Source organism: Streptomyces sp. NPDC051452 (assembly GCF_044454765.1).
In the GTDB taxonomy this organism is placed as follows: Bacteria; Actinomycetota; Actinomycetes; order Streptomycetales; family Streptomycetaceae; genus Streptomyces.
In genome coordinates, this window is record NZ_JBITEB010000004.1 from 532,444 (window position 1) to 550,529 (window position 18,086).

The 18,086-nt window shown below is 72.3% G+C and carries 13 protein-coding genes; 8 read left to right on the forward strand and 5 right to left on the reverse strand.

Annotated features, from left to right (window positions below):
• The first annotated feature begins 27 nt into the window (after positions 1-27).
• Complete coding sequence (locus ACIBA9_RS14670) at positions 28-891, forward strand: phosphatase PAP2 family protein (protein WP_399362882.1); 864 nt, start codon at positions 28-30, stop codon at positions 889-891.
• Here ACIBA9_RS14670 and ACIBA9_RS14675 read toward each other — a convergent pair.
• Both ACIBA9_RS14675 and ACIBA9_RS14680 read right to left on the reverse strand, forming a co-directional pair.
• The gene (locus ACIBA9_RS14675; RefSeq protein WP_399362884.1) at positions 870-3,887 is read right to left on the reverse strand and encodes a bifunctional [glutamine synthetase] adenylyltransferase/[glutamine synthetase]-adenylyl-L-tyrosine phosphorylase; all 3,018 of its coding nucleotides are present in this window, start codon (positions 3,885-3,887) and stop codon (positions 870-872) included. The two genes, ACIBA9_RS14670 and ACIBA9_RS14675, sit on opposite strands and share 22 nt — an antisense overlap.
• Positions 3,888-4,264: 377 nt before the next feature.
• Positions 4,265-5,134: a DUF72 domain-containing protein gene (locus ACIBA9_RS14680; RefSeq protein WP_399362886.1), complete on the reverse strand. Its 870-nt coding sequence runs from the start codon at positions 5,132-5,134 to the stop codon at positions 4,265-4,267.
• Between the two features lie 127 nt (positions 5,135-5,261).
• Here ACIBA9_RS14680 and ACIBA9_RS14685 point away from each other — a divergent pair, with 127 nt between their 5' ends.
• The 3 genes from ACIBA9_RS14685 to ACIBA9_RS14695 are packed head-to-tail and all read left to right on the forward strand — an operon-like array spanning position 5,262 to position 8,450.
• Positions 5,262-6,149: an alkaline phosphatase family protein gene (locus ACIBA9_RS14685; RefSeq protein ID WP_399362888.1), complete on the forward strand. Its 888-nt coding sequence runs from the start codon at positions 5,262-5,264 to the stop codon at positions 6,147-6,149.
• A gap of 1 nt (position 6,150) precedes the next feature.
• Positions 6,151-7,434, forward strand: a complete 1,284-nt coding sequence (locus tag ACIBA9_RS14690; protein WP_399362890.1) for an MFS transporter — start codon at positions 6,151-6,153, stop codon at positions 7,432-7,434.
• Positions 7,431-8,450: a TolB family protein gene (locus ACIBA9_RS14695; RefSeq protein ID WP_399362892.1), complete on the forward strand. Its 1,020-nt coding sequence runs from the start codon at positions 7,431-7,433 to the stop codon at positions 8,448-8,450. The genes ACIBA9_RS14690 and ACIBA9_RS14695 overlap by 4 nt, the downstream gene beginning before the upstream one ends.
• Positions 8,451-8,532: 82 nt before the next feature.
• Here the strand turns inward: ACIBA9_RS14695 and ACIBA9_RS14700 are convergent, their stop codons facing one another.
• Positions 8,533-9,894, reverse strand: a complete 1,362-nt coding sequence (locus tag ACIBA9_RS14700) for a glutamine synthetase family protein (protein WP_362157314.1) — start codon at positions 9,892-9,894, stop codon at positions 8,533-8,535.
• A 393-nt stretch (positions 9,895-10,287) separates the two neighbouring features.
• Here ACIBA9_RS14700 and ACIBA9_RS14705 point away from each other — a divergent pair, with 393 nt between their 5' ends.
• The 4 genes from ACIBA9_RS14705 to ACIBA9_RS14720 all read left to right on the forward strand — a co-directional run bounded on the left by ACIBA9_RS14705 (position 10,288) and on the right by ACIBA9_RS14720 (position 15,481).
• Positions 10,288-10,980 (forward strand): DUF3105 domain-containing protein, encoded by a 693-nt coding sequence (locus ACIBA9_RS14705; RefSeq protein ID WP_399362894.1) that lies wholly within the window; start codon positions 10,288-10,290, stop codon positions 10,978-10,980.
• Positions 10,977-11,609 carry a DUF305 domain-containing protein gene (locus tag ACIBA9_RS14710; RefSeq protein WP_399362896.1) on the forward strand — a complete coding sequence of 211 codons (633 nt, stop codon included), beginning with the start codon at positions 10,977-10,979 and terminating at the stop codon, positions 11,607-11,609. The genes ACIBA9_RS14705 and ACIBA9_RS14710 overlap by 4 nt, the downstream gene beginning before the upstream one ends.
• Positions 11,610-11,841: 232 nt before the next feature.
• Positions 11,842-13,785 (forward strand): protease pro-enzyme activation domain-containing protein, encoded by a 1,944-nt coding sequence (locus tag ACIBA9_RS14715; protein ID WP_399362898.1) that lies wholly within the window; start codon positions 11,842-11,844, stop codon positions 13,783-13,785.
• Between the two features lie 481 nt (positions 13,786-14,266).
• Positions 14,267-15,481, forward strand: coding sequence for a cytochrome P450 (locus tag ACIBA9_RS14720; RefSeq protein WP_399362900.1), 1,215 nt, complete (start codon positions 14,267-14,269; stop codon positions 15,479-15,481).
• 39 nt (positions 15,482-15,520) lie between these two features.
• On the opposite strand, the gene ACIBA9_RS14725 is transcribed toward ACIBA9_RS14720, so the two are convergent.
• Together ACIBA9_RS14725 and ACIBA9_RS14730 are read right to left on the reverse strand one after the other, a co-directional pair.
• Positions 15,521-16,735 carry an MFS transporter gene (locus tag ACIBA9_RS14725; RefSeq protein WP_399362902.1) on the reverse strand — a complete coding sequence of 405 codons (1,215 nt, stop codon included), beginning with the start codon at positions 16,733-16,735 and terminating at the stop codon, positions 15,521-15,523.
• Positions 16,736-16,877: 142 nt separating this feature from the next.
• Positions 16,878-17,918: an endonuclease/exonuclease/phosphatase family protein gene (locus ACIBA9_RS14730; protein ID WP_399362904.1), complete on the reverse strand. Its 1,041-nt coding sequence runs from the start codon at positions 17,916-17,918 to the stop codon at positions 16,878-16,880.
• Positions 17,919-18,086: the final 168 nt, after the last annotated feature.

Below are 18,086 nucleotides of genomic sequence, written 5' to 3' on the forward strand. Positions count from 1 at the left end.
AAGCCTTGTCTGGCAGACTTGATGCCTATGAGTGACTCGACCGTGACAGAGCCGGAAGGTCGCGAGGAGCCGGCCGCTCCGCGCGCCGTCACGGGTGAGGGCGGCCGGGGCGTGCTGAACCGCTTGCGCCGTCCGCGACGGCCCCGGCTGTGGTTCGAGATCCTTCTGATCGCGGTGAGTTACTGGCTGTACTCGCTGATCCGCAACGCCGTGCCGGAGCAGCGGGCCGCGGCGCTGCGCAACGCCGACTGGATCTGGCGCGCCGAGCAGGAGCTGGGGATCGCCGTCGAACGGTCGGTCAACCACGCCTTCAACGCGGCGACTTGGCTGATCATCGGCATGAACTACTACTACGCCACCCTGCACTTCGTCGTCACGCTCGGCGTACTGGTGTGGCTGTACCGATGGCATCCGGGCCGGTACGCCGCGGCCCGTACGGTGCTGTTCGCGACCACGGGCGTGGCCCTGGTCGGTTACTACCTGTTCCCGCTCGCGCCGCCCCGGCTGATGCGCGGGGGGCGGTTCGTGGACACCGTGATGGTGCACCACACCTGGGGCTCCATGGCCTCCGGCGACCTCAAGCACATGTCCAACCAGTACGCGGCGATGCCGTCGATGCACATCGGCTGGTCGCTGTGGTGCGGGCTGACCGTCTGCGCGCTGGCCTCGGTGCCGTGGGCGCGCGTTCTGGGCCTGCTGTATCCGGCGACCACCCTGCTGGTGATCGTCTCCACCGCCAACCACTTCTGGCTGGACGCGGTGGGCGGCGCCCTGTGCCTGGCGTTCGGCTGCGCCGTGGCCCGGCTCTGGTACGGCGCCCTGCCGCACGCCCTGCCGAGGCCGGCGCCGGTCCTGGAGGCCCGGCCCGCTCAGGCCACCCCGTCGCCGTAGAACAGCTCGTCCACCACCGTGCGCGCCCTGCGGGTGGTACGGCGGTAGGCGTCCAGCATGTCCCCGGCGTGCCCGGCGCCGAAGCCGAGGTAGCGGCCCACGGCGGCCAGCTCGCGCGGCTCGGTGGGAAAGGTGTCCCCGGCCCGGCCGCGCACCAGCATGACGGCGTTGCGCACCCGGGTGGCCAGCACCCATGCCTCGTCCAGGATCTCCGTGTCCTCGGCGGACAGCAGCCCGGCCTCGCGGGCGGCGGACAGCGCCCCGCGGGTGCGGGTGGTGCGCAGACCGGGGACCTCGTGGGCATGCCGGAGCTGGAGCAGTTGCACGGTCCACTCGACGTCCGACAGGCCGCCGGGGCCGAGCTTGGTGTGCAGCTTGGGGTCGGCGCCGCGCGGCAGGCGCTCGGACTCCATCCGGGCCTTCAGCCGGCGGATCTCGCGGACGGCGTCCTCGCCGAGCCCCCGCTCGGGATAGCGCAGCGGGTCGATCAGCTCGGTGAAGCGACGGCCGAGGTCCTCGTCGCCGGCGACCGGCTCGGCCCGCAGCAGCGCCTGGGACTCCCACACGAGGGACCAGCGGCGGTAGTAGGCCTCGTACGACTTCAGGGTGCGTACCAGGGGGCCCGACTTGCCCTCCGGGCGCAGATCGGCGTCGATGAGCAGCGGTGGATCGGCGCTGGGCAGCTGCAGCAGGCGGCGCATCTCGGCGACGACCTTGTTGGCGGCGGCGGCCGCCTCGTGCTCGTCCACGCCGTCCTGCGGCTCGTGTACGAACAATACGTCCGCGTCGGATCCGTAGCCCAGCTCGTGGCCCCCGAACCGGCCCATCCCGATGATCGTGAACCGGGTGGGCAGGGTGTCGCCCCAGCCGCCGCGCACGACCGCGCGCAGGGTGCCGGCGAGGGTGGCCGCCGTGAGGTCGGAGACGGCGGCGCCGACCCGGTCGACCAGGGCCCCCTGGTCGGCCTCGACCGGGCTCGCCTCGGTGCCGTAGGAGCCGACGATGTCGGCGGCGGCGATGCGGAACAGCTCGCGGCGGCGTACGCCCCGGGAGGCGGTGACGCCCTGCTCGGCGTTCTCCGCGCGGCGCACGGCCGCCAGGATCTCCTGTTCCAGCTGGGCGCGGCCGCGCGGCCGGAGCCCCCCGCCGCTCCCCTCGCCGTCGCCGAGGAGGGCCACCGCCTCCGGGGCGCGCATCAGCAGGTCGGGGGCGAGACGGCCGGCCGACAGGACGCGGGCGAGATTCTCGGCCGCCGCGCCCTCGTCCCTCAGCAGCCGCAGGTACCAGGGCGTCTTGCCCAGGGCGTCGGAGACCTTGCGGAAGTTCAGCAGACCCGCGTCGGGCTCCGCCGAGTCCGCGAACCAGCCCAGCAGGACCGGTAGCAGGGTGCGCTGGATCGCCGCCTTGCGGGTCACGCCGGAGGCGAGCGCCTCAAGGTGGCGCAGGGCCGCCGCCGGGTCGGCGTAGCCGAGGGCGACCAGGCGCTCGCGGGCCGCCTCCGGGCTCAACCGGACCTCGCCGGGGGCGAGTTGGGCCACCGCGTCGAGCAGGGGCCGGTAGAAGAGTTTCTCGTGCAGCCGTCGTACGACGCCGGTGTGCCGTTTCCATTCGCGGTTCAGCTCGGCGACCGGGTCGGCGCGCAGGCCGAGGGAGCGGCCGAGGCGGCGCAGGTCCGCCTCCGCCTCGGGGACCAGGTGGGTGCGGCGCAGCCGGTACAGCTGGATGCGGTGCTCCATGGACCGCAGGAAGCGGTAGGCGGCGTCGAGGCGGGCGGCGTCCTCCCGGCCCACGTAGCCGCCGGCGGCCAGGGCCTGCAGGGCGTCCAGGGTGGTGCCGCTGCGCAGGCCGGTATCGGTGCGGCCGTGCACCAGCTGGAGGAGCTGGACCGCGAACTCGACGTCGCGCAGGCCGCCCGGGCCGAGCTTGAGCTCCCTGTCGATCTCGGCCGCGGGGATGTTCTCGACCACCCTGCGGCGCATCTTCTGCACGTCCGCGACGAAGTTCTCGCGTTCGGCGGCCTTCCAGACGAGGGGATCGAGGGCGTCGACGTAGGCCCGGCCGAGGTCCAGGTCGCCGGCGACCGGGCGGCCCTTGAGCAGGGCCTGGAACTCCCAGGTCTTCGCCCAGCGTTGGTAGTAGGCGAGGTGGCTGCTGAGGGTGCGCACGAGGGGGCCGTTGCGGCCCTCGGGGCGGAGGTTGGCGTCCACCGGCCAGATGGAGCCCTCGACGGTCGTCTCGGAGCAGATCCGCATCAGATGCGAGGCGAGCCGGGTCGCGGCCTTGAGGGCCGAGGCCTCGGAGGCGCCCTCGGCCGCCTCGGCCACGAAGATCACGTCCACGTCGGAGACGTAGTTCAGCTCGTGGCCGCCGCACTTGCCCATGGCGATCACCGCGAGGCGGCAGGCCGCGGCGTCCTCGGGCGCGTCGGCCTGCGCTATGGCCAGGGCCGCGCGGAGGGTCGCGGTGGCGAGGTCCGCGAGTTCGGCCGCCGTCTCGGCGAGGTCGGTGGTGCCGCAGACGTCCCGGGCCGCGATGGAGAGCAGACAGCGGCGGTAGGCGACGCGGAGCGAGACGGGGTCGGTGGCCTCGGCCAGGCCGCGCTCGAACTCCTCGACGCCGGGGTGCAGGTCGCGGGGCTCGTAGGTGACCAGGGCCTGCCAGTCGCCGGGGTGGCGGGTGAGGTGGTCGGTGAGGGCGGCGGAGGAGCCGAGGACGCCCAGGAGGCGGTCGCGCAGCGGCTTGGCCGCGATCAGGGTGTCCAGGAGTTCGCGGCGCGCGACGGGGTCGTGCGGGTGGTGCTGGGCCTCCAGGAGGCGGACGAGGCCGTCCAGGGCCAGGTCGGGGTCGGCGGTGGCGCCCAGGGCCTCCAGGAGGACCGGGTCGTCGCGGACGGGGGTCAGCTCCGGGCCGTCCAGGAGGCGCTCGGCGGCGGAGGGGTCGGTGAAGCCGTGCCGGAGCAGGCGGGTGAAGGTACTGCTCCTGCGCCCCGGCGTCATGCGCGGCCTCCCCTTGTCACGGATCAAGGTCGTCCCGGTCAGAGCCTAGCCCGAGTGGCGGCGGGGAGGGCCGGGGCGGGGGCGGTTCCGGTCGTGCTGTGGCGTGGCGGGGTGCGCGGTGCCCGCGATGGTTCGTGGCGTGGTGTGGCGTGGTGCGCGGTGCCCGCGATGGTTCGTGGCGTGGTGTGGCGTGGTGCGCGGTGCCCGCGATGGTTCGTGGCGTGGCCGTGGCGTGGTGCGCGGTGCCCGCGATGGTTCGTGGCGTGGCCGTGGCGTGGTGCGCGGTGCCCGCGATGGTTCGTGCGGGGTGCGGCGGGTTGGGTGCGCCTTGCGTGGGAGGCGGGCGGGACCGCGCGCGGACAGCCGGCCTCCGCCGGCTAACCGGCCTCCGCCGCCGAACGGGTGGACCGCTGGTGTGGCAGGAGAGCGCTCATCGTCTGTGCCGCGCTCGCCGCCGCGTCCGCGCAGCAGTTGTTGAACAGGACATGGGTCTCCTCCGTGCGGTCGGCCAGATGGGCGATGCGGGGCAGCCACTTCTCCAGTTCCGCGGCGGTGTAGGTGTGGCGGAAGCGCTCCTCCTTGGTGCCGGTGCCCCAGTAGGGGCTGCGGCCGTGGAAACGGATCATGGACAGGCGGGGGGTCGTCACCGGGGTGACCGGCGGGAGGGAGGTGGGCAGGCCCTGGACCGTGTCCACGGCTACGGCGGTGGCGTCCAGGTCCGTCAGGAAGGCGGCCGTGCGCTCGGTCCGCCACCAGGCGGGGTCACGGAACTCCACGGCGAACGGCCAGCCCCGGGCCCGTTCCCGGGCGGCGCGGATGAACGCCTCGGCGCCGGGACCGGGGGCGAGGGAGGGCGGATACTGGAAGAGGAGGGTGCCCAGGCGGCCGGTGTCGCGGAGGGGGGCGAGCGCCTCGGCGTAGCGGGTCCAGACCTCCGTGAGCAGGCCCTCGTCGCGGGGGTGGCCGCGCAGGTCGGCCGGCAGGGCGGCGGGACGGGTGGGGTGCCCGGTGAGAAGGGAGAACGCCTTGACGTCGAAGCGGAATCCGGCGGGAGTGCGGTCCGCCCAGCCCGTCGTGGTGCGCGGACTCGGCAGGGCGTAGTACGGCGAGTCGACCTCTACCACGGGGAAGCGGGTGGTGTAGTGGCGCAGTCGTCCCTCGGGGTCGCGGTGGCCGGGCGGGTACCAGCCGCTCCTGAGCAGCGCGGGGTCGGTCCAGCCGCAAGTGCCCACCAGAATACGTGTCATGGGAGGCCGGTACCCGCAGTTCATCCGGTCTTCACCCGCGAGGTTGGCTGCCTTGGGGTGCGGGAATATTGGCGTGAGCATGCTCTGTCCGCACCGCCAGCCCCGTAACTCCCCACCGGAGGTTGATGTGTCCGGCAGTTCCGTTTTCCGCCGTGCCCGTACCGTCGTGGCGTCCGCGACGGCCCTCGCCGCGAGTGCGGTCGGGCTGTGGGCCGGGCTCGGTGGCGCGTCCGCGCACGCCGCGAGCGCCGTGCCCAGGCCCGACCACGTGGTCGTCGTGGTCTTCGAGAACCACGCCTACAACCAGGTCATCGGCTCGTCCGACGCGCCGTACATCAACTCGCTGAAGTCCGGCGGCGCCAACCTGACCCAGTCGTACGCCGAGACCCACCCGAGCCAGCCGAACTACTTCGCCCTGTTCTCCGGTTCGACGCAGGGCGTCACGGACGACAGCTGCTACACCCCGGGTTTCTCCTCCGCCCCCAACCTGGCCTCCGAGCTGATCGCCGCCGGGCGCAGCTGGGCCAGCTACAACGAGACGCTGCCCAGCCAGGGCTCGACGACGTGCAGCAGCGGCAAGTACGCGCGCAAGCACAACCCCTGGTTCGGGTTCGCCAACGTGCCGACGTCGAGCGCGAAGACGTTCGCCCAGTTCCCGACCGACTACGCGACGCTGCCCCAACTGTCGTTCGTGACCCCGAACCTGTGCAGCGACATGCACGACTGCTCGGTTTCCAGCGGTGACACCTGGCTGAAGAACAACCTGGGCGCGTACGCGACGTGGGCCAAGACCCACAACAGCCTGCTCGTCGTCACCTTCGACGAGGACAACCGGCTCAGCGGCAACAGGATCCCGACCGTGCTGTACGGGCAGCCGGTCGCCGCCGGCTCGTCCAGCTCCACCACGTACAACCACTACGACCTGCTGCGCACCCTGGAGGACAGTCAGGGGCTGACCTCGCACGCGGGCAACGCGGCCTCCGCCAACGACATCAGCGGCGTCTGGGCGTCCTGAGGTGTACGTGGCGGACAGCCGCGCGAGCACGCCGGCGCGGGCGTCCGCGGACGGTGCCGTCCGGCCTCCCGCCGGGCGGCGCCGGGCCGCGATCGCGCCCACCGTCCTGGCCCTGGGCACGGTCAGCCTGATCACCGACGTCTCCTCGGAGATGGTCACGGCGGTACTGCCGCTGTACCTGGTGACCGGTCTGGGCCTGTCGCCCCTGGGCTTCGGGCTGCTCGACGGCGTCTACAACGGCTTCTCGGCACTCGTGCGCCTGGTCGGCGGGCATCTGGCCGACCGGGGCGGGGGCCGGCACAAATGGGTGGCGGGGCTCGGGTACGGCGTCTCGGCCGTGTGCAAGCCGCTGCTGCTGGTGGCGCACTCGCTCACGCCGATCGGGCTGGTGCTGGCCGCCGACCGCACCGGCAAGGGGTTGCGCACCGCGCCCCGGGACGCCCTGATCTCCCTGTCCAGCACGCCGGAGGGCCGGGGACGGGCGTTCGGTGTGCACCGGGCCATGGACACCGCCGGCGCGCTGCTCGGCCCGCTGGCGGCGTTCCTCATCCTGCGGGCCACGGTGGACGGCTACGACGCGGTGTTCACCGTCAGCTTCTGCGTGGCCGTGCTGGGGGTCCTGGTGCTGGTGCTCTTCGTGCCGGGCGGCCGCGGCGGCGCGGCCCCGGCCGAGCGGCCCACCCTGCGCGCCGCCGTGGGACTGCTGCGCCGGCGCGACCTGCGCCGGATCACCGTCTGCGCCCTGCTGCTGGGCCTCGCCACGGTGAGCGACTCCTTCGTCTATCTGCTGCTCCAGCGCCGTCTCGGCGTCCCGGACCGCTGGTTCGCGCTGCTGCCGCTCGGTACGGCGGCCGCGTTCCTGCTGCTGGCCGTGCCGCTCGGCCGGCTCGCCGACCGGATGGGGCGGTGGGCCGTCTTCCTCGCCGGGCACGGGGCGCTGCTGCTCGGCTACGGCCTGCTGCTCACCTCGTGGCACTCGGGTGCGCTGCCGTACGTCGTCCTGGCCCTGCACGGCGGCTTCTACGCGGCCACCGACGGGGTGCTGATGGCGGCCGCCTCGCAGAGCGTGCCGGAGGCACTGCGCTCCTCGGGACTGGCCGTCGTGCAGACCGGGCAGGCGCTGACCCGGTTCGCCTGTTCGCTGCTGTTCGGCGCCGCCTGGACGGTCTGGGGCGACCGGGCGGCACTGGCGGGCGCGGCGGGGGCGCTGGCCGTGTGTGCCGTGGCCTCGCTCGTGCTGCGCCCGGGAGAGACCGCGCACCCTGGGGAGACGGTGACCGCATGACCGTACGCAACCGCTTCCTGATCCTGGTCGCGGCCGTCGCCGTGCTGGCGGCGGTGGGGCTGGCGTCCGTGCTGCACGCCTCGGCCCGGGCCGGCCGCCGTGACCACGCGCAGGCGGGCGGCCCGCGGATCACGCCCGGCGCGGTGACGCTGACCGGGCGCGGACGCGTGGTGTTCCGGAACATGGCGTGGGGCCCGCACCGGGACGAGCTGACGAGCGTCCCGGCCGACGACCCGGCCGGCCCGCGCACCGCCTCGGGCGTCAAGTGCCTGCGGTTCTACGCCGCTTCGGGCACCGGTGTGTGTCTGCGGGCGGTGCACGGGCCGGTGTCCGACACCTACCGCGCCGTCGTCCTGGACGCCCGGCTGCGCCCGGTGCACCACTACGACGTCCCCGGCATCCCCTCCCGCGCCCGGGTCTCCCCCACCGGGCACTTCGCCGCCTGGACCGCGTTCGTGGGCGGCGACTCCTACGCGGGGACGAACTTCTCCACGCGGACGGCGATCGTGGACACGCGCTCCGGCGAACTGATCCCGTCCCTGGAGGCCTTCCGGATCGTCAGGGACGGGCACCCCTACCGGGCGGCCGACGCCAACTTCTGGGGGGTGACGTTCGCGGCGGACGACCGGACGTTCTACGCGACGCTGGCGACCGGGGGCCGCACCTATCTGGTCCGCGGCGACCTGCGGGCCCGTACGGTCACCACGCTGCACTCCGACGTCGAGTGCCCCTCCCTCTCCCCCGACGGCACCCGGATCGCCTACAAGAAGCGCGTCCGGGGGCTGCCCGCCGACGCCCCCTGGCATCTGTACGTGCTCGACCTGCGCACCATGCGCGAGACCCCGCTCGCGGAGCCGCGCAGCGTGGACGACCAGGCGGTCTGGCGCGATGCCCGCACGCTCGTGTACGCGCTGCCGGGGGACTACGGCGCCGACCTGTACGAGGTCCCGGCGGACGGCTCGGGGTCACCCCGGCGGATCAGCACGGCGGCGGTGTCACCGGCGTACCTCGGGTAGCGGCGGCGAGGGGAGACGGCCGGACGGGCGCGCGTCAGCGCGATGGCGCGCCGGGACCATGACCCCCTCCCCGGGTCCACCCCTACAGCACCGGCAGGTTCTTGCGCAGCTCGAACGCGGTCACCTCGGAGCGGTACTCCTCCCATTCCGAGCGCTTGTTGCGCAGGAAGAAGTCGAAGACGTGTTCGCCGAGGGTGTCGGCGACCAGGTCGCTGCGTTCCATGAGGGTGAGGGCCTCGCCGAGGTTCTGCGGGAGGGGCTCGATGCCCATGGCGCGGCGCTCGGCGTCGGAGAGCGCCCAGACGTCGTCCTCGGCGCCGGGCGGGAGCTCGTAGCCCTCCTCGATGCCCTTCAGGCCGGCGGCCAGCAGGACGGCGTAGGCCAGGTACGGGTTCGAGCCGGAGTCGATGGAGCGGACCTCCACCCGGGCGGAGCCGGTCTTGCCGGGCTTGTACATGGGGACGCGGACCAGGGCCGAGCGGTTGTTGTGGCCCCAGCAGATGTACGACGGTGCCTCGCCACCGGCACCCGCCGTGCGCTCGGAGCCGCCCCAGATGCGCTTGTAGGAGTTGACCCACTGGTTGGTGACCGCGGAGATCTCGGCGGCGTGCTTGAGCAGACCGGCGATGAAGGAGCGGCCGACCTTGGAGAGCTGGTACTCGGCACCGGACTCGTAGAACGCGTTCCGGTCGCCCTCGAAGAGGGACAGGTGCGTGTGCATGCCGCTGCCGGGGTGCTCGGAGAAGGGCTTCGGCATGAAGGTCGCCTGCACCCCCTGCTCCAGCGCCACCTGCTTCATGACCAGGCGGAACGTCATGATGTTGTCGGCCGTGGACAGCGCGTCGGCGTACCGCAGGTCGATCTCCTGCTGGCCGGGCGCGCCCTCGTGGTGGGAGAACTCCACCGAGATGCCCATCGACTCCAGCATGGTGATCGCCTGGCGGCGGAAGTCCATGCCGACGTTGGTGGGGGTGTGGTCGAAGTAGCCGGAGTTGTCGGCGGGGGTGGGGCGGGTGCCGTCCAGCGGGCGGTCCTTCAGCAGGAAGAACTCGATCTCCGGGTGGGTGTAGAAGGTGAAGCCCAGGTCGGAGGTGCGGGCCAGGGCGCGCTTGAGGACATAGCGCGGGTCGGCGAAGGACGGGGAGCCGTCCGGCATGAGGATGTCGCAGAACATGCGGGCGGTGCCGGGGGTCTCCGCGCGCCAGGGCAGGACCTGGAAGGTGGAGGGGTCCGGCTTGGCGATCATGTCGGACTCGTAGACCCGGGCGAAGCCCTCGATGGCGGAGCCGTCGAAGCCGATGCCCTCGTCGAAGGCCTGCTCCAGCTCGGCCGGGGCCACGGCCACGGACTTGAGGAAGCCCAGCACGTCCGTGAACCACAGCCGTACGAACCGGATGTCGCGCTCCTCCAAGGTCCGGAGCACGAACTCCTGCTGCTTGTCCATCTTCCGCTTCCCCATCCTTGCTGGTCAGGCCGCCTGTGTCCGCCGTGCCACGAAGACGGTCGGGCACCTGAGCATCCCACCACAACACCATTTCGCGCGCGTTGCGGACCTTGATCGCCGAAGCGTCCTCGGCCTGAACGCCTCTCGTACGGCAGGTGTACCGCGCTGTCGTCCATCTTGCCTGCTCGAACCGGTATCCGTAATGGCCGGTCCGCCCCCCGGGCCCGGCCCGCGGGAGAGGCCCGGCGGGGTCGCGCCGCCGCGCCGGGTCCCTTTTCCGGTCCTTCCGCTCCCGCCTTTCCGCTCCCGCCCTACGGAAGGGGCCCACTCTCCCCTTACGATCAGCGGGCCCCACCTCTCCGTCCGTCTCTTTCCCCCAGAAGGACACGCCTCATGGGTTCCGGCAAGAACAGCAGCACCGCGGCGCGCAAGGCGCGCATAGAGGAGATGCGGCGCGCCGAGCAGGCCCGCGAACGCCGCAACCGGGCGCTCGTCGTCGCCGCCTCCGTGGTGGTCGTCGCCGGCCTGGTCGTCGGCGGTGTGGCGCTCGTGGACTCGCGGTCCGACTCGGGCTCGAAGGGCTCGAAGGGCTCGACGGCGAGCGGTGACGCCAAGAATTCCGGGGACTCCGGGCACTTCACCACCGGTAAGGACGGTGTGCGGACCTGGTCCGGCAAGCTGTCGCGCACCCATGTGACGGCCAGCGTGTCGTACCCGATGCACCCGCCGGTGGGCGGCAACCACAACCCGGTCTGGCTGGACTGCAACGGCGACGTCTACACCAAGCCGGTGCGGGACGAGAACGCCGTGCACGCGCTGGAGCACGGCGCGGTCTGGGTGACGTACACCGACAAGGCGGCGAAGGCCGACGTGGACGCGCTCGCGGCGAAGGTGAAGAAGACGCCGTACTCGCTGATGAGCCCGTACGCGAACCAGGCCGCGCCGCTGATCCTGTCGGCCTGGGGCCACCAGGTGACGGTGAAGAGCGCGAGCGACCCGGAGGTGGCCAAGTTCTTCGCCACCTATGTGCAGGGGCAGCAGACGCCCGAGCCGGGCGCCTCGTGCACCGGCGGGGTCATGAAGTGAGCCCGCGGCACGTCGGCTGGGTCGCCGGGACCGCGGCGGCGGTGCTCGTCGCGGCCGGCGCGATCACGTACTCGGTCGCCGAGGACACCGGCGGACCGGGAACCGGCACGCCGGACGCGCGGTCCGCGGACGCGGGGTTCGCGCGGGACATGGCCGTGCACCACCAGCAGGCCGTGGAGATGTCGTACATCGTGCGGGACCGCACCAAGGACGAGGACGTGCGGCGGCTCGCCTACGACATCGCGCAGACGCAGGCCAACCAGCGCGGCATGATGCTGGGCTGGCTGGACCTGTGGGGGCTGCCGAAGGTGTCGGCCGATCCGCCGATGACCTGGATGGGCATGGGTGACATGGCCTCCGGCAAGGACGGCGCGCTGATGCCGGGCATGGCGACGAACACCGAGATGCGCAGGCTCGGCACGCTCAGCGGCCGACAGGCGGAGGTCTTCTATCTCCAGCTGATGACGGCCCATCACCAGGGCGGTATCCACATGGCCGAGGGATGTGTGGCCCGCTGCACGGTCGGCGTGGAGAAGCGGCTCGCCAAGGGCATGGTGGACTCGCAGCAGTCGGAGCTCCAGGTGATGGCGGGGATGCTCAAGGAGCGGGGGGCGCGGCCGCGTTCCTGAACAGGAAGTCGCTCGTTCCGTTACACAGCCGTAAGGAAGAAAGGCGCAATTCGCCCTTCGTGACGCGTACTTGAGCTTCTCTTGACTTTCACCTTCCCCTGGCATGAACAGTTCATCGTCAGAGTGGCCCCCATCGTGTGATCCATCACCGGCCTGAACCGCCGCGGGCCGGCGCGCGGAGTCACGACGTGCCAACCACTACATGCATGCGATCCGCATCGCAGGGGGTTCTATGAGATCCAACCGCGCCAAGCTGCGCGCCGTGAGCATGGCAGCGACACTGCCCATGATCGCCGGCGCGCTGGCGCTGGGCATACCCGCGGCACACGCCACGGACAGCCCCGCTCGTGACGCACTGAAGGGCACCAAGCCGCTCTGGGCCACAGCCAAGGCGGACAAGGGCGCGACGTCCGACAGCGCCCAGGTCAAGGCCCGGGTCTACCTGGCGGGTCGCGACGCGGCCGGCCTCGCGGCGTACGCCAAGGCGGTGTCCGACCCGAACTCGCCCTCGTACGGCAAGTACCTGAGCGCCGGCAAGGCGCAGGCCCGTTTCGGTGCCACCAAGGCCCAGGTGGCCGCCGTCAAGTCGTGGCTGAAGTCGGCTGGTCTGACGGTCACCGCGGTCACCCCGCACTACGTCGCCGTCTCCGGTGACGTCGCCGCCGCCGAGAAGGCGTTCGGCACCCAGCTGCACAACTTCGCCAAGGGCTCGAAGATCTACCGCGCCCCGTCGCGCACCGCGTCCGTGCCGGCCGCTCTGCAGGGCTCCGTCCTGACCGTCACCGGCCTGGACAGCGCCCCGCACAAGTCGTCCCACGACGACCAGCTGCCGCCCCCGGACGCCGTGTTCAAGAACGCCGGGCCGTTCTCCTCGTACTACGGCTCCAAGGTCGCGGACACGCTGCCGGACGCGTACGGCCAGAAGATCCCCTACGCGATCAAGGGCTACACCGGCAAGCAGCTGCGCGCCGCCTACGGTGCCGGCGAGTACACCGGCAAGAAGGTCCGTGTCGCCATCACGGACGCCTACGCCTCTCCGACCATCGCCTTCGACGCGGGCAAGTACGCCCAGAAGAACGGCGACGCGGCCTGGAAGACCAGCCAGCTGCACCAGGCGCTGCCGGCCCAGTACACCAAGACCAAGGAGTGCGGGGCGGCGGGCTGGTACGGCGAGGAGACCCTCGACGTCGAGGCCGTGCACGCGGTCGCGCCCAACGCCGACGTCACCTACGTGGGCGCCGCGTCCTGCTACGACGACGATCTGCTCGACTCGCTCAGCAAGGTTGTCGACAACCACCTGGCCGACATCGTCTCCAACTCCTGGGGCGACATCGAGGCCAACCAGACGCCGGACCTCGCGGCCGCCTACGACCAGGTCTTCCAGCTGGGCGCGGTGCAGGGCATCGGCTTCTACTTCTCCTCCGGTGACAACGGCGACGAGGTCGCCCACACCAAGACGAAGCAGGTCGACACCCCGGCCAACTCGGCGTGGGTGACCGCGGTCGGCGGCACCTCGCTGGCCGTCGGCAAGGGCGACACGTACCAGTGGGAGACCGGCTGGGGCACCGAGAAGGCGACCCTCTCCGCCGACGGCAAGAGCTGGACCGGCTTCCCGGGCGCCTTCACCTCGGGCGCGGGCGGCGGCACCAGCAAGAACGTGCCGCAGCCGTACTACCAGAAGGGCATCGTCCCGAAGGCGCTGGCCACGGCCAACAACGCCGAGGGCAACCGCGTCGTCCCGGACATCTCGGCGATCGCCGACCCGAACACCGGATTCCTGGTCGGCCAGACCCAGACCTTCCCGGACGGCTCGGCGCAGTACAGCGAGTACCGCATCGGCGGCACCTCGCTGGCCGCCCCGGTCATCGCGGCGGTCCAGGCGCTGGCCCAGGAGGCCCGCGGCGGCACCGCCATCGGCTTCGCCAACCCGTCGATCTACGCCAAGTTCGGCAAGAAGGGCGTCTACCACGACGTCACCGACCAGCCGACCGGCAAGGACCTGGCCGTGGCCCGCGTGGACTTCGCCAACGGCATCGACGCGACCGGTGGTCTGCTGTACTCGGTCCGCAGCCTCGGCAAGGACAGCTCGCTGGCCGCGGTGAAGGGCTACGACGACGTCACCGGCGTGGGCTCGCCCGCGAACGGCTACGTGTCGTCGTACGCGAAGAAGCACTGACGCCGCGCTGAGCGGTCGAGCGGGGGGCGTGGGATCCTGCTGGATCCCACGCCCCCTTCGCGTTGCTCCGACCTGAGCGAGGCGATCGGACGCAGCCGGGGAGTCGTCGGCGACCTCGGCCATGTGGGTGACGGCCCGCATCCGGACCGAGGTGACCGATCCCGGTCGGCGCGGGTCGCCCGCCGCGCCGTGTCCGGCGCGGCCAGGGCCCAGTGAGCCGCCGGGGAACCGAGCGTGCCCCGGCACAGCGGTTCACTGCCTGAAGCTCCCGGTGTGCGGTCGGCGCCGAACTGCCGCATATTGGCACGTGATGACCTCTTCCAGGGACGGGGTGGCGCCCTGTGGTGCCACCGCCCGGCGGACCGGCTCCGATCAGGAGGCGGCCGTGTCGGCGCCTTCCCGTATCACGCCAGGGCCGCACGGCCGTCCCCCTCGCATGCCCTCGGGAGCGACGCGCCCGGCGGCGCACCAAGGAGGCTGTATGTCGTTCCATGACCCTGCGGCACTCGACTGCCCCTTCGACTTCGCCGACGCGCTGGAATTCGACCCCTCGCTGGCCTCACTGGCCGAGCGCGGTCCGGTCAGCCGGATCCGGCTGCCCTACGGTGAGGCCGAGGCGTGGCTGGTGACCAGCTTCGCCGGCGTTCGCCAGGTGACGTGTGATCCTCGGTTCAGCCGGGCCGCGATCATCGGGCGGGACTACCCGAGGATGACGCCGGAGCCGATCGTGTCACCGGAATCCATCAACGTGACGGATCCGCCGTACGTCACCCGGTTGCGCCAGGCGGCGGCGCAGGCGTTCACCCGGGAGCGGGTGGAGGCCATGCGGCCGGCGGTGGACGGGGTCGTGGCCAAGCTGCTCTCCGCGGTGGCCGAGACGGGGCCGCCGGCGGACCTGGTGACGTCCCTGTCGGTTCCGCTGCCCCACCTGACGATCTGCGAGCTGCTGGCCGTCCCGGAGGCCGACCGCGAGCGGTTGCGGGCCTACACGATGCGGCTGCTGGCCACCTCCCCGGCCGCCCGGGAGGACGCCGCCGACGCCAAGGCAGCCCTGCGGGAGTACTTCGCCGGACTGATCCCCGCCCGGCGCGACACGCCGGGCGAGGACCTGCTCAGCGCGATGGTCACCGCCCCGGTGGCGCCGGGCGAGGAGCCGCTGAGCGACGAGGAGTTGGCGGTCATGGCCGTGACGCTCATCCTCAGCGGCAACGACACCGCTACCTGCCAGATCAGCAACATCGTCTACCTGCTGCTGACCCGGCCCGAGGACCAGGCCGCGCTGGCCGCCGACCCCGCCCGGTTCCCCGGCGCGCTGGAGGAGCTGCTGCGGTTCATCCCCTTCCGCAAGGGCGTGGGCATCCCGCGGATCGCCCTGGAGGACGCGGAGGTCGAGGGAACCGCCATCGCGGCCGGCGACTACGTGCACGTGTCCTACCTGGCGGCCAACCGCGACCCGGCCGTCTTCCCCGATCCGCACACGCTGGACCTCGAACGGCCGGTGCGCCCGCACATGACGTTCGGGTGGGGCGGCCACCACTGCCTCGCCGCGCCGCTCGCACGAGCGGAGCTGGACAGCGCGGTCACCGGCCTGCTGACCCGCTTCCCCGATCTGCGCCTCGCCGTCGCGCCCGAGGACATCGAGTGGGACACCGGCACCATCCGGCGCTTCCCGGTGCGGCTGCCGGTCACCTGGTGAGCCCCTGAGCGGGCCCGCCGGGCGGGTCCTCCCGGCGGGTCAGCGGTGCAGCGCCCCGGACTCCTCCGGCAGGTGGGAGGTGACCACCCGGCCGGCCGAAGGGGTCTCCCGGCGGCGGTCGACCGCGTACGCGACGGCCGCCACGCCCACGCCCAGGACGGCCAGGGCCGCGCCCGCGAGGGCCGGGGACGTCGCGCCGAAGCCCGCCGCGAGGGCCAGACCGCCGATCCAGGCGCCGCCGGCGTTGGCCAGGTTGAAGGCCGCCTGGTTGGCGGAGGAGGCCAGGGAGGGGGCCGCAGCGGCCTTCTCCATGACCATCAGCTGGAGTGGGGAGCCGGTGATGAACGCGGCCATGCCGAGCAGGGCCACCGCCACCGCCGCGCTCCACTCCGCGCGCATCAGCAGCGGGAACAGCCCGAGCACGACCACCAGCGCCGCCAGGCCGCCGAAGAGCGTGCCGCGCAGGGAGTGGTCGGCGAGGCGGCCGCCCAGCAGGTTGCCGGCGGTGGCGCCCACGCCGAAGAGCGCGAGGAGCACCGTCACGTCGGCCTCGGCGAAACCGGCGGAGTCCGTCAGCATCGGGGTGACGTAGCTGTAGGCGGCGAAGAGCGCGCCGAAGCCCGCCACCGTCGTACCGAGGGCCAGCCAGACCGGCAGGGACCTCAGGGCCGCCAGTTCGCCGCGCAGGCCGTTCGCCGAGGCGTGGGTGTGGTCGTGCGGGATGAGCGCCGCGAGGGAGGCGATCGCGGCCAGGCCGATCACGCTCACGCCGAGGAACGTGGCCCGCCAGCCGAGGTGCTGGCCCACCAGCGTGGCGACGGGGACGCCGGCGATGTTGGCGACCGTCAGGCCGAGGAACATCAGCGACACGGAGCGGGCCTTGCGCTCCGGCGGGACCATGTTCGTGGCGACGACCGCGCCCACGCCGAAGAAGGCGCCGTGTGGCAGTCCGCTGACGAAGCGGGCGGCCAGCAGGGAGCCGTTGCCGGGGGCGAACGCGGACAGCGCGTTGCCCACGACGAACAGGGCCATGAGGGCGATCAGGACCGTGCGCCGGGACATCCGGGCGGTCACGGCGGCCAGCAGCGGGGCGCCGATGACCACGCCCAGCGCGTACGCCGAGACCAGGTGCCCGGCGGCGGGGATCGAGATGTGCAGGTCGCCGGCGACGTCGGGGAGCAACCCCATCATCACGAACTCGGTCGTGCCGATGCCGAAGGCGCCCACGGCTAGGGCGAGCAGGGCCAGGGGCATGAAAGACCTTCCAGAGAGGGTGGTGCCGTACAGATTCGCGGTATGTTCCCGTACGGAACAAAGCCTCTCGGGCCCAGTATTCCAGAGGGTTACGGCGCGGTTGCCGATGTGGTGACCGTCACGCGCGAAGGCGTGAGGTGCCTCACATCTTGACGCGGGCCGCCACAGGGAGGTGATCGCTGCCCGTCCGCGGCAGCGTCCAGGAGCTCTCCGGCTCGACGCCCTTGACCATGATCTGGTCGATCCGCGCCATCGGGAACGACGCCGGCCAGCTGAAGCCGAAGCCGCTGCCCGCCGCGCCCTGCGTGGAGCGCAGCTGCGAGGTGACGGCGTTGAGCGAGCGGTCGTTCATCGTGCCGTTGAGGTCGCCGAGCAGGACGACCCGCTTCAGCGGCTCGTCGGCGATGGCCTCGCCGAGCGCGTCGGCGCTCTTGTCGCGCTGCCGGGCCGTGAACCCGGCCTCCACCTTGACCCGCACCGAGGGCATGTGCGCCACGTACACCGCGACGGAACCCTCGGGGGTGGCGACGGTGGCGCGCATCGCCCGCTGCCAGCCGAGCTTGATGTCGACGGCCTGGACGTCGGTCATCGGGTACTTGCTCCACAGACCGACCGTGCCCACGACCGCGTGGTACTTGTACGTCGGCGCCAGCGCCTTCTCGTACACGGGCAGGGCGGAGGCGGGCAGCTCCTCCAGGGCCAGCACCTGGGCGCCGGATCCGGCGACGTCGGCGGCGGTCGCGGCCGGGTCGGGGTTGTCGGCGTTGACGTTGTGGGTGGCCACCATCAGGTCGCCGCCGCTGCCGCCCGACTTGTCGGTGAGCAGCCCGCCGAAGAGGTTCAGCCAGACGATCGCCGGGAGCAGGAGCGCGATCAGCGCGGTCGCCGACCTGCGCACCACGGCGAGGACCAGCAGCACCGGGATGGCCACGCCCACCCAGGGCAGGAAGGTCTCGGTGAGACTGCCCAGGTTGCCCAGCCGGTTGGGGATGCGGGAGTGCACCAGCATCACCAGGGCGAGCAGCAGTCCCAGCACCGCAAGGACGATGCCCCGGCGCCAGATGCCCGGGTCACCGCGCCAGCCGTCGAACAGCCGGTGCCCCAGGCGCCGAAGCCGGGATCCAGGTCGCTCGGGCCCCGAGTCTCCGTTGTCCGTCTCCGTCATGTACGCCTGCTGCGCCATACCGTCTGCCTCACTGCCTGCCGTGCACACCGTTCGTCCCCGTGCTCTTCCGACCCTAGGGGATGATCGGTGCCGATCCCGCCGTCCCATGACGGCCGTACGGAAGTCCAGGACGAACGAAGCGGTGCCGGGAGTTCCTCTCGGGCCCGGTCGGGTGAGGTCTGTGAC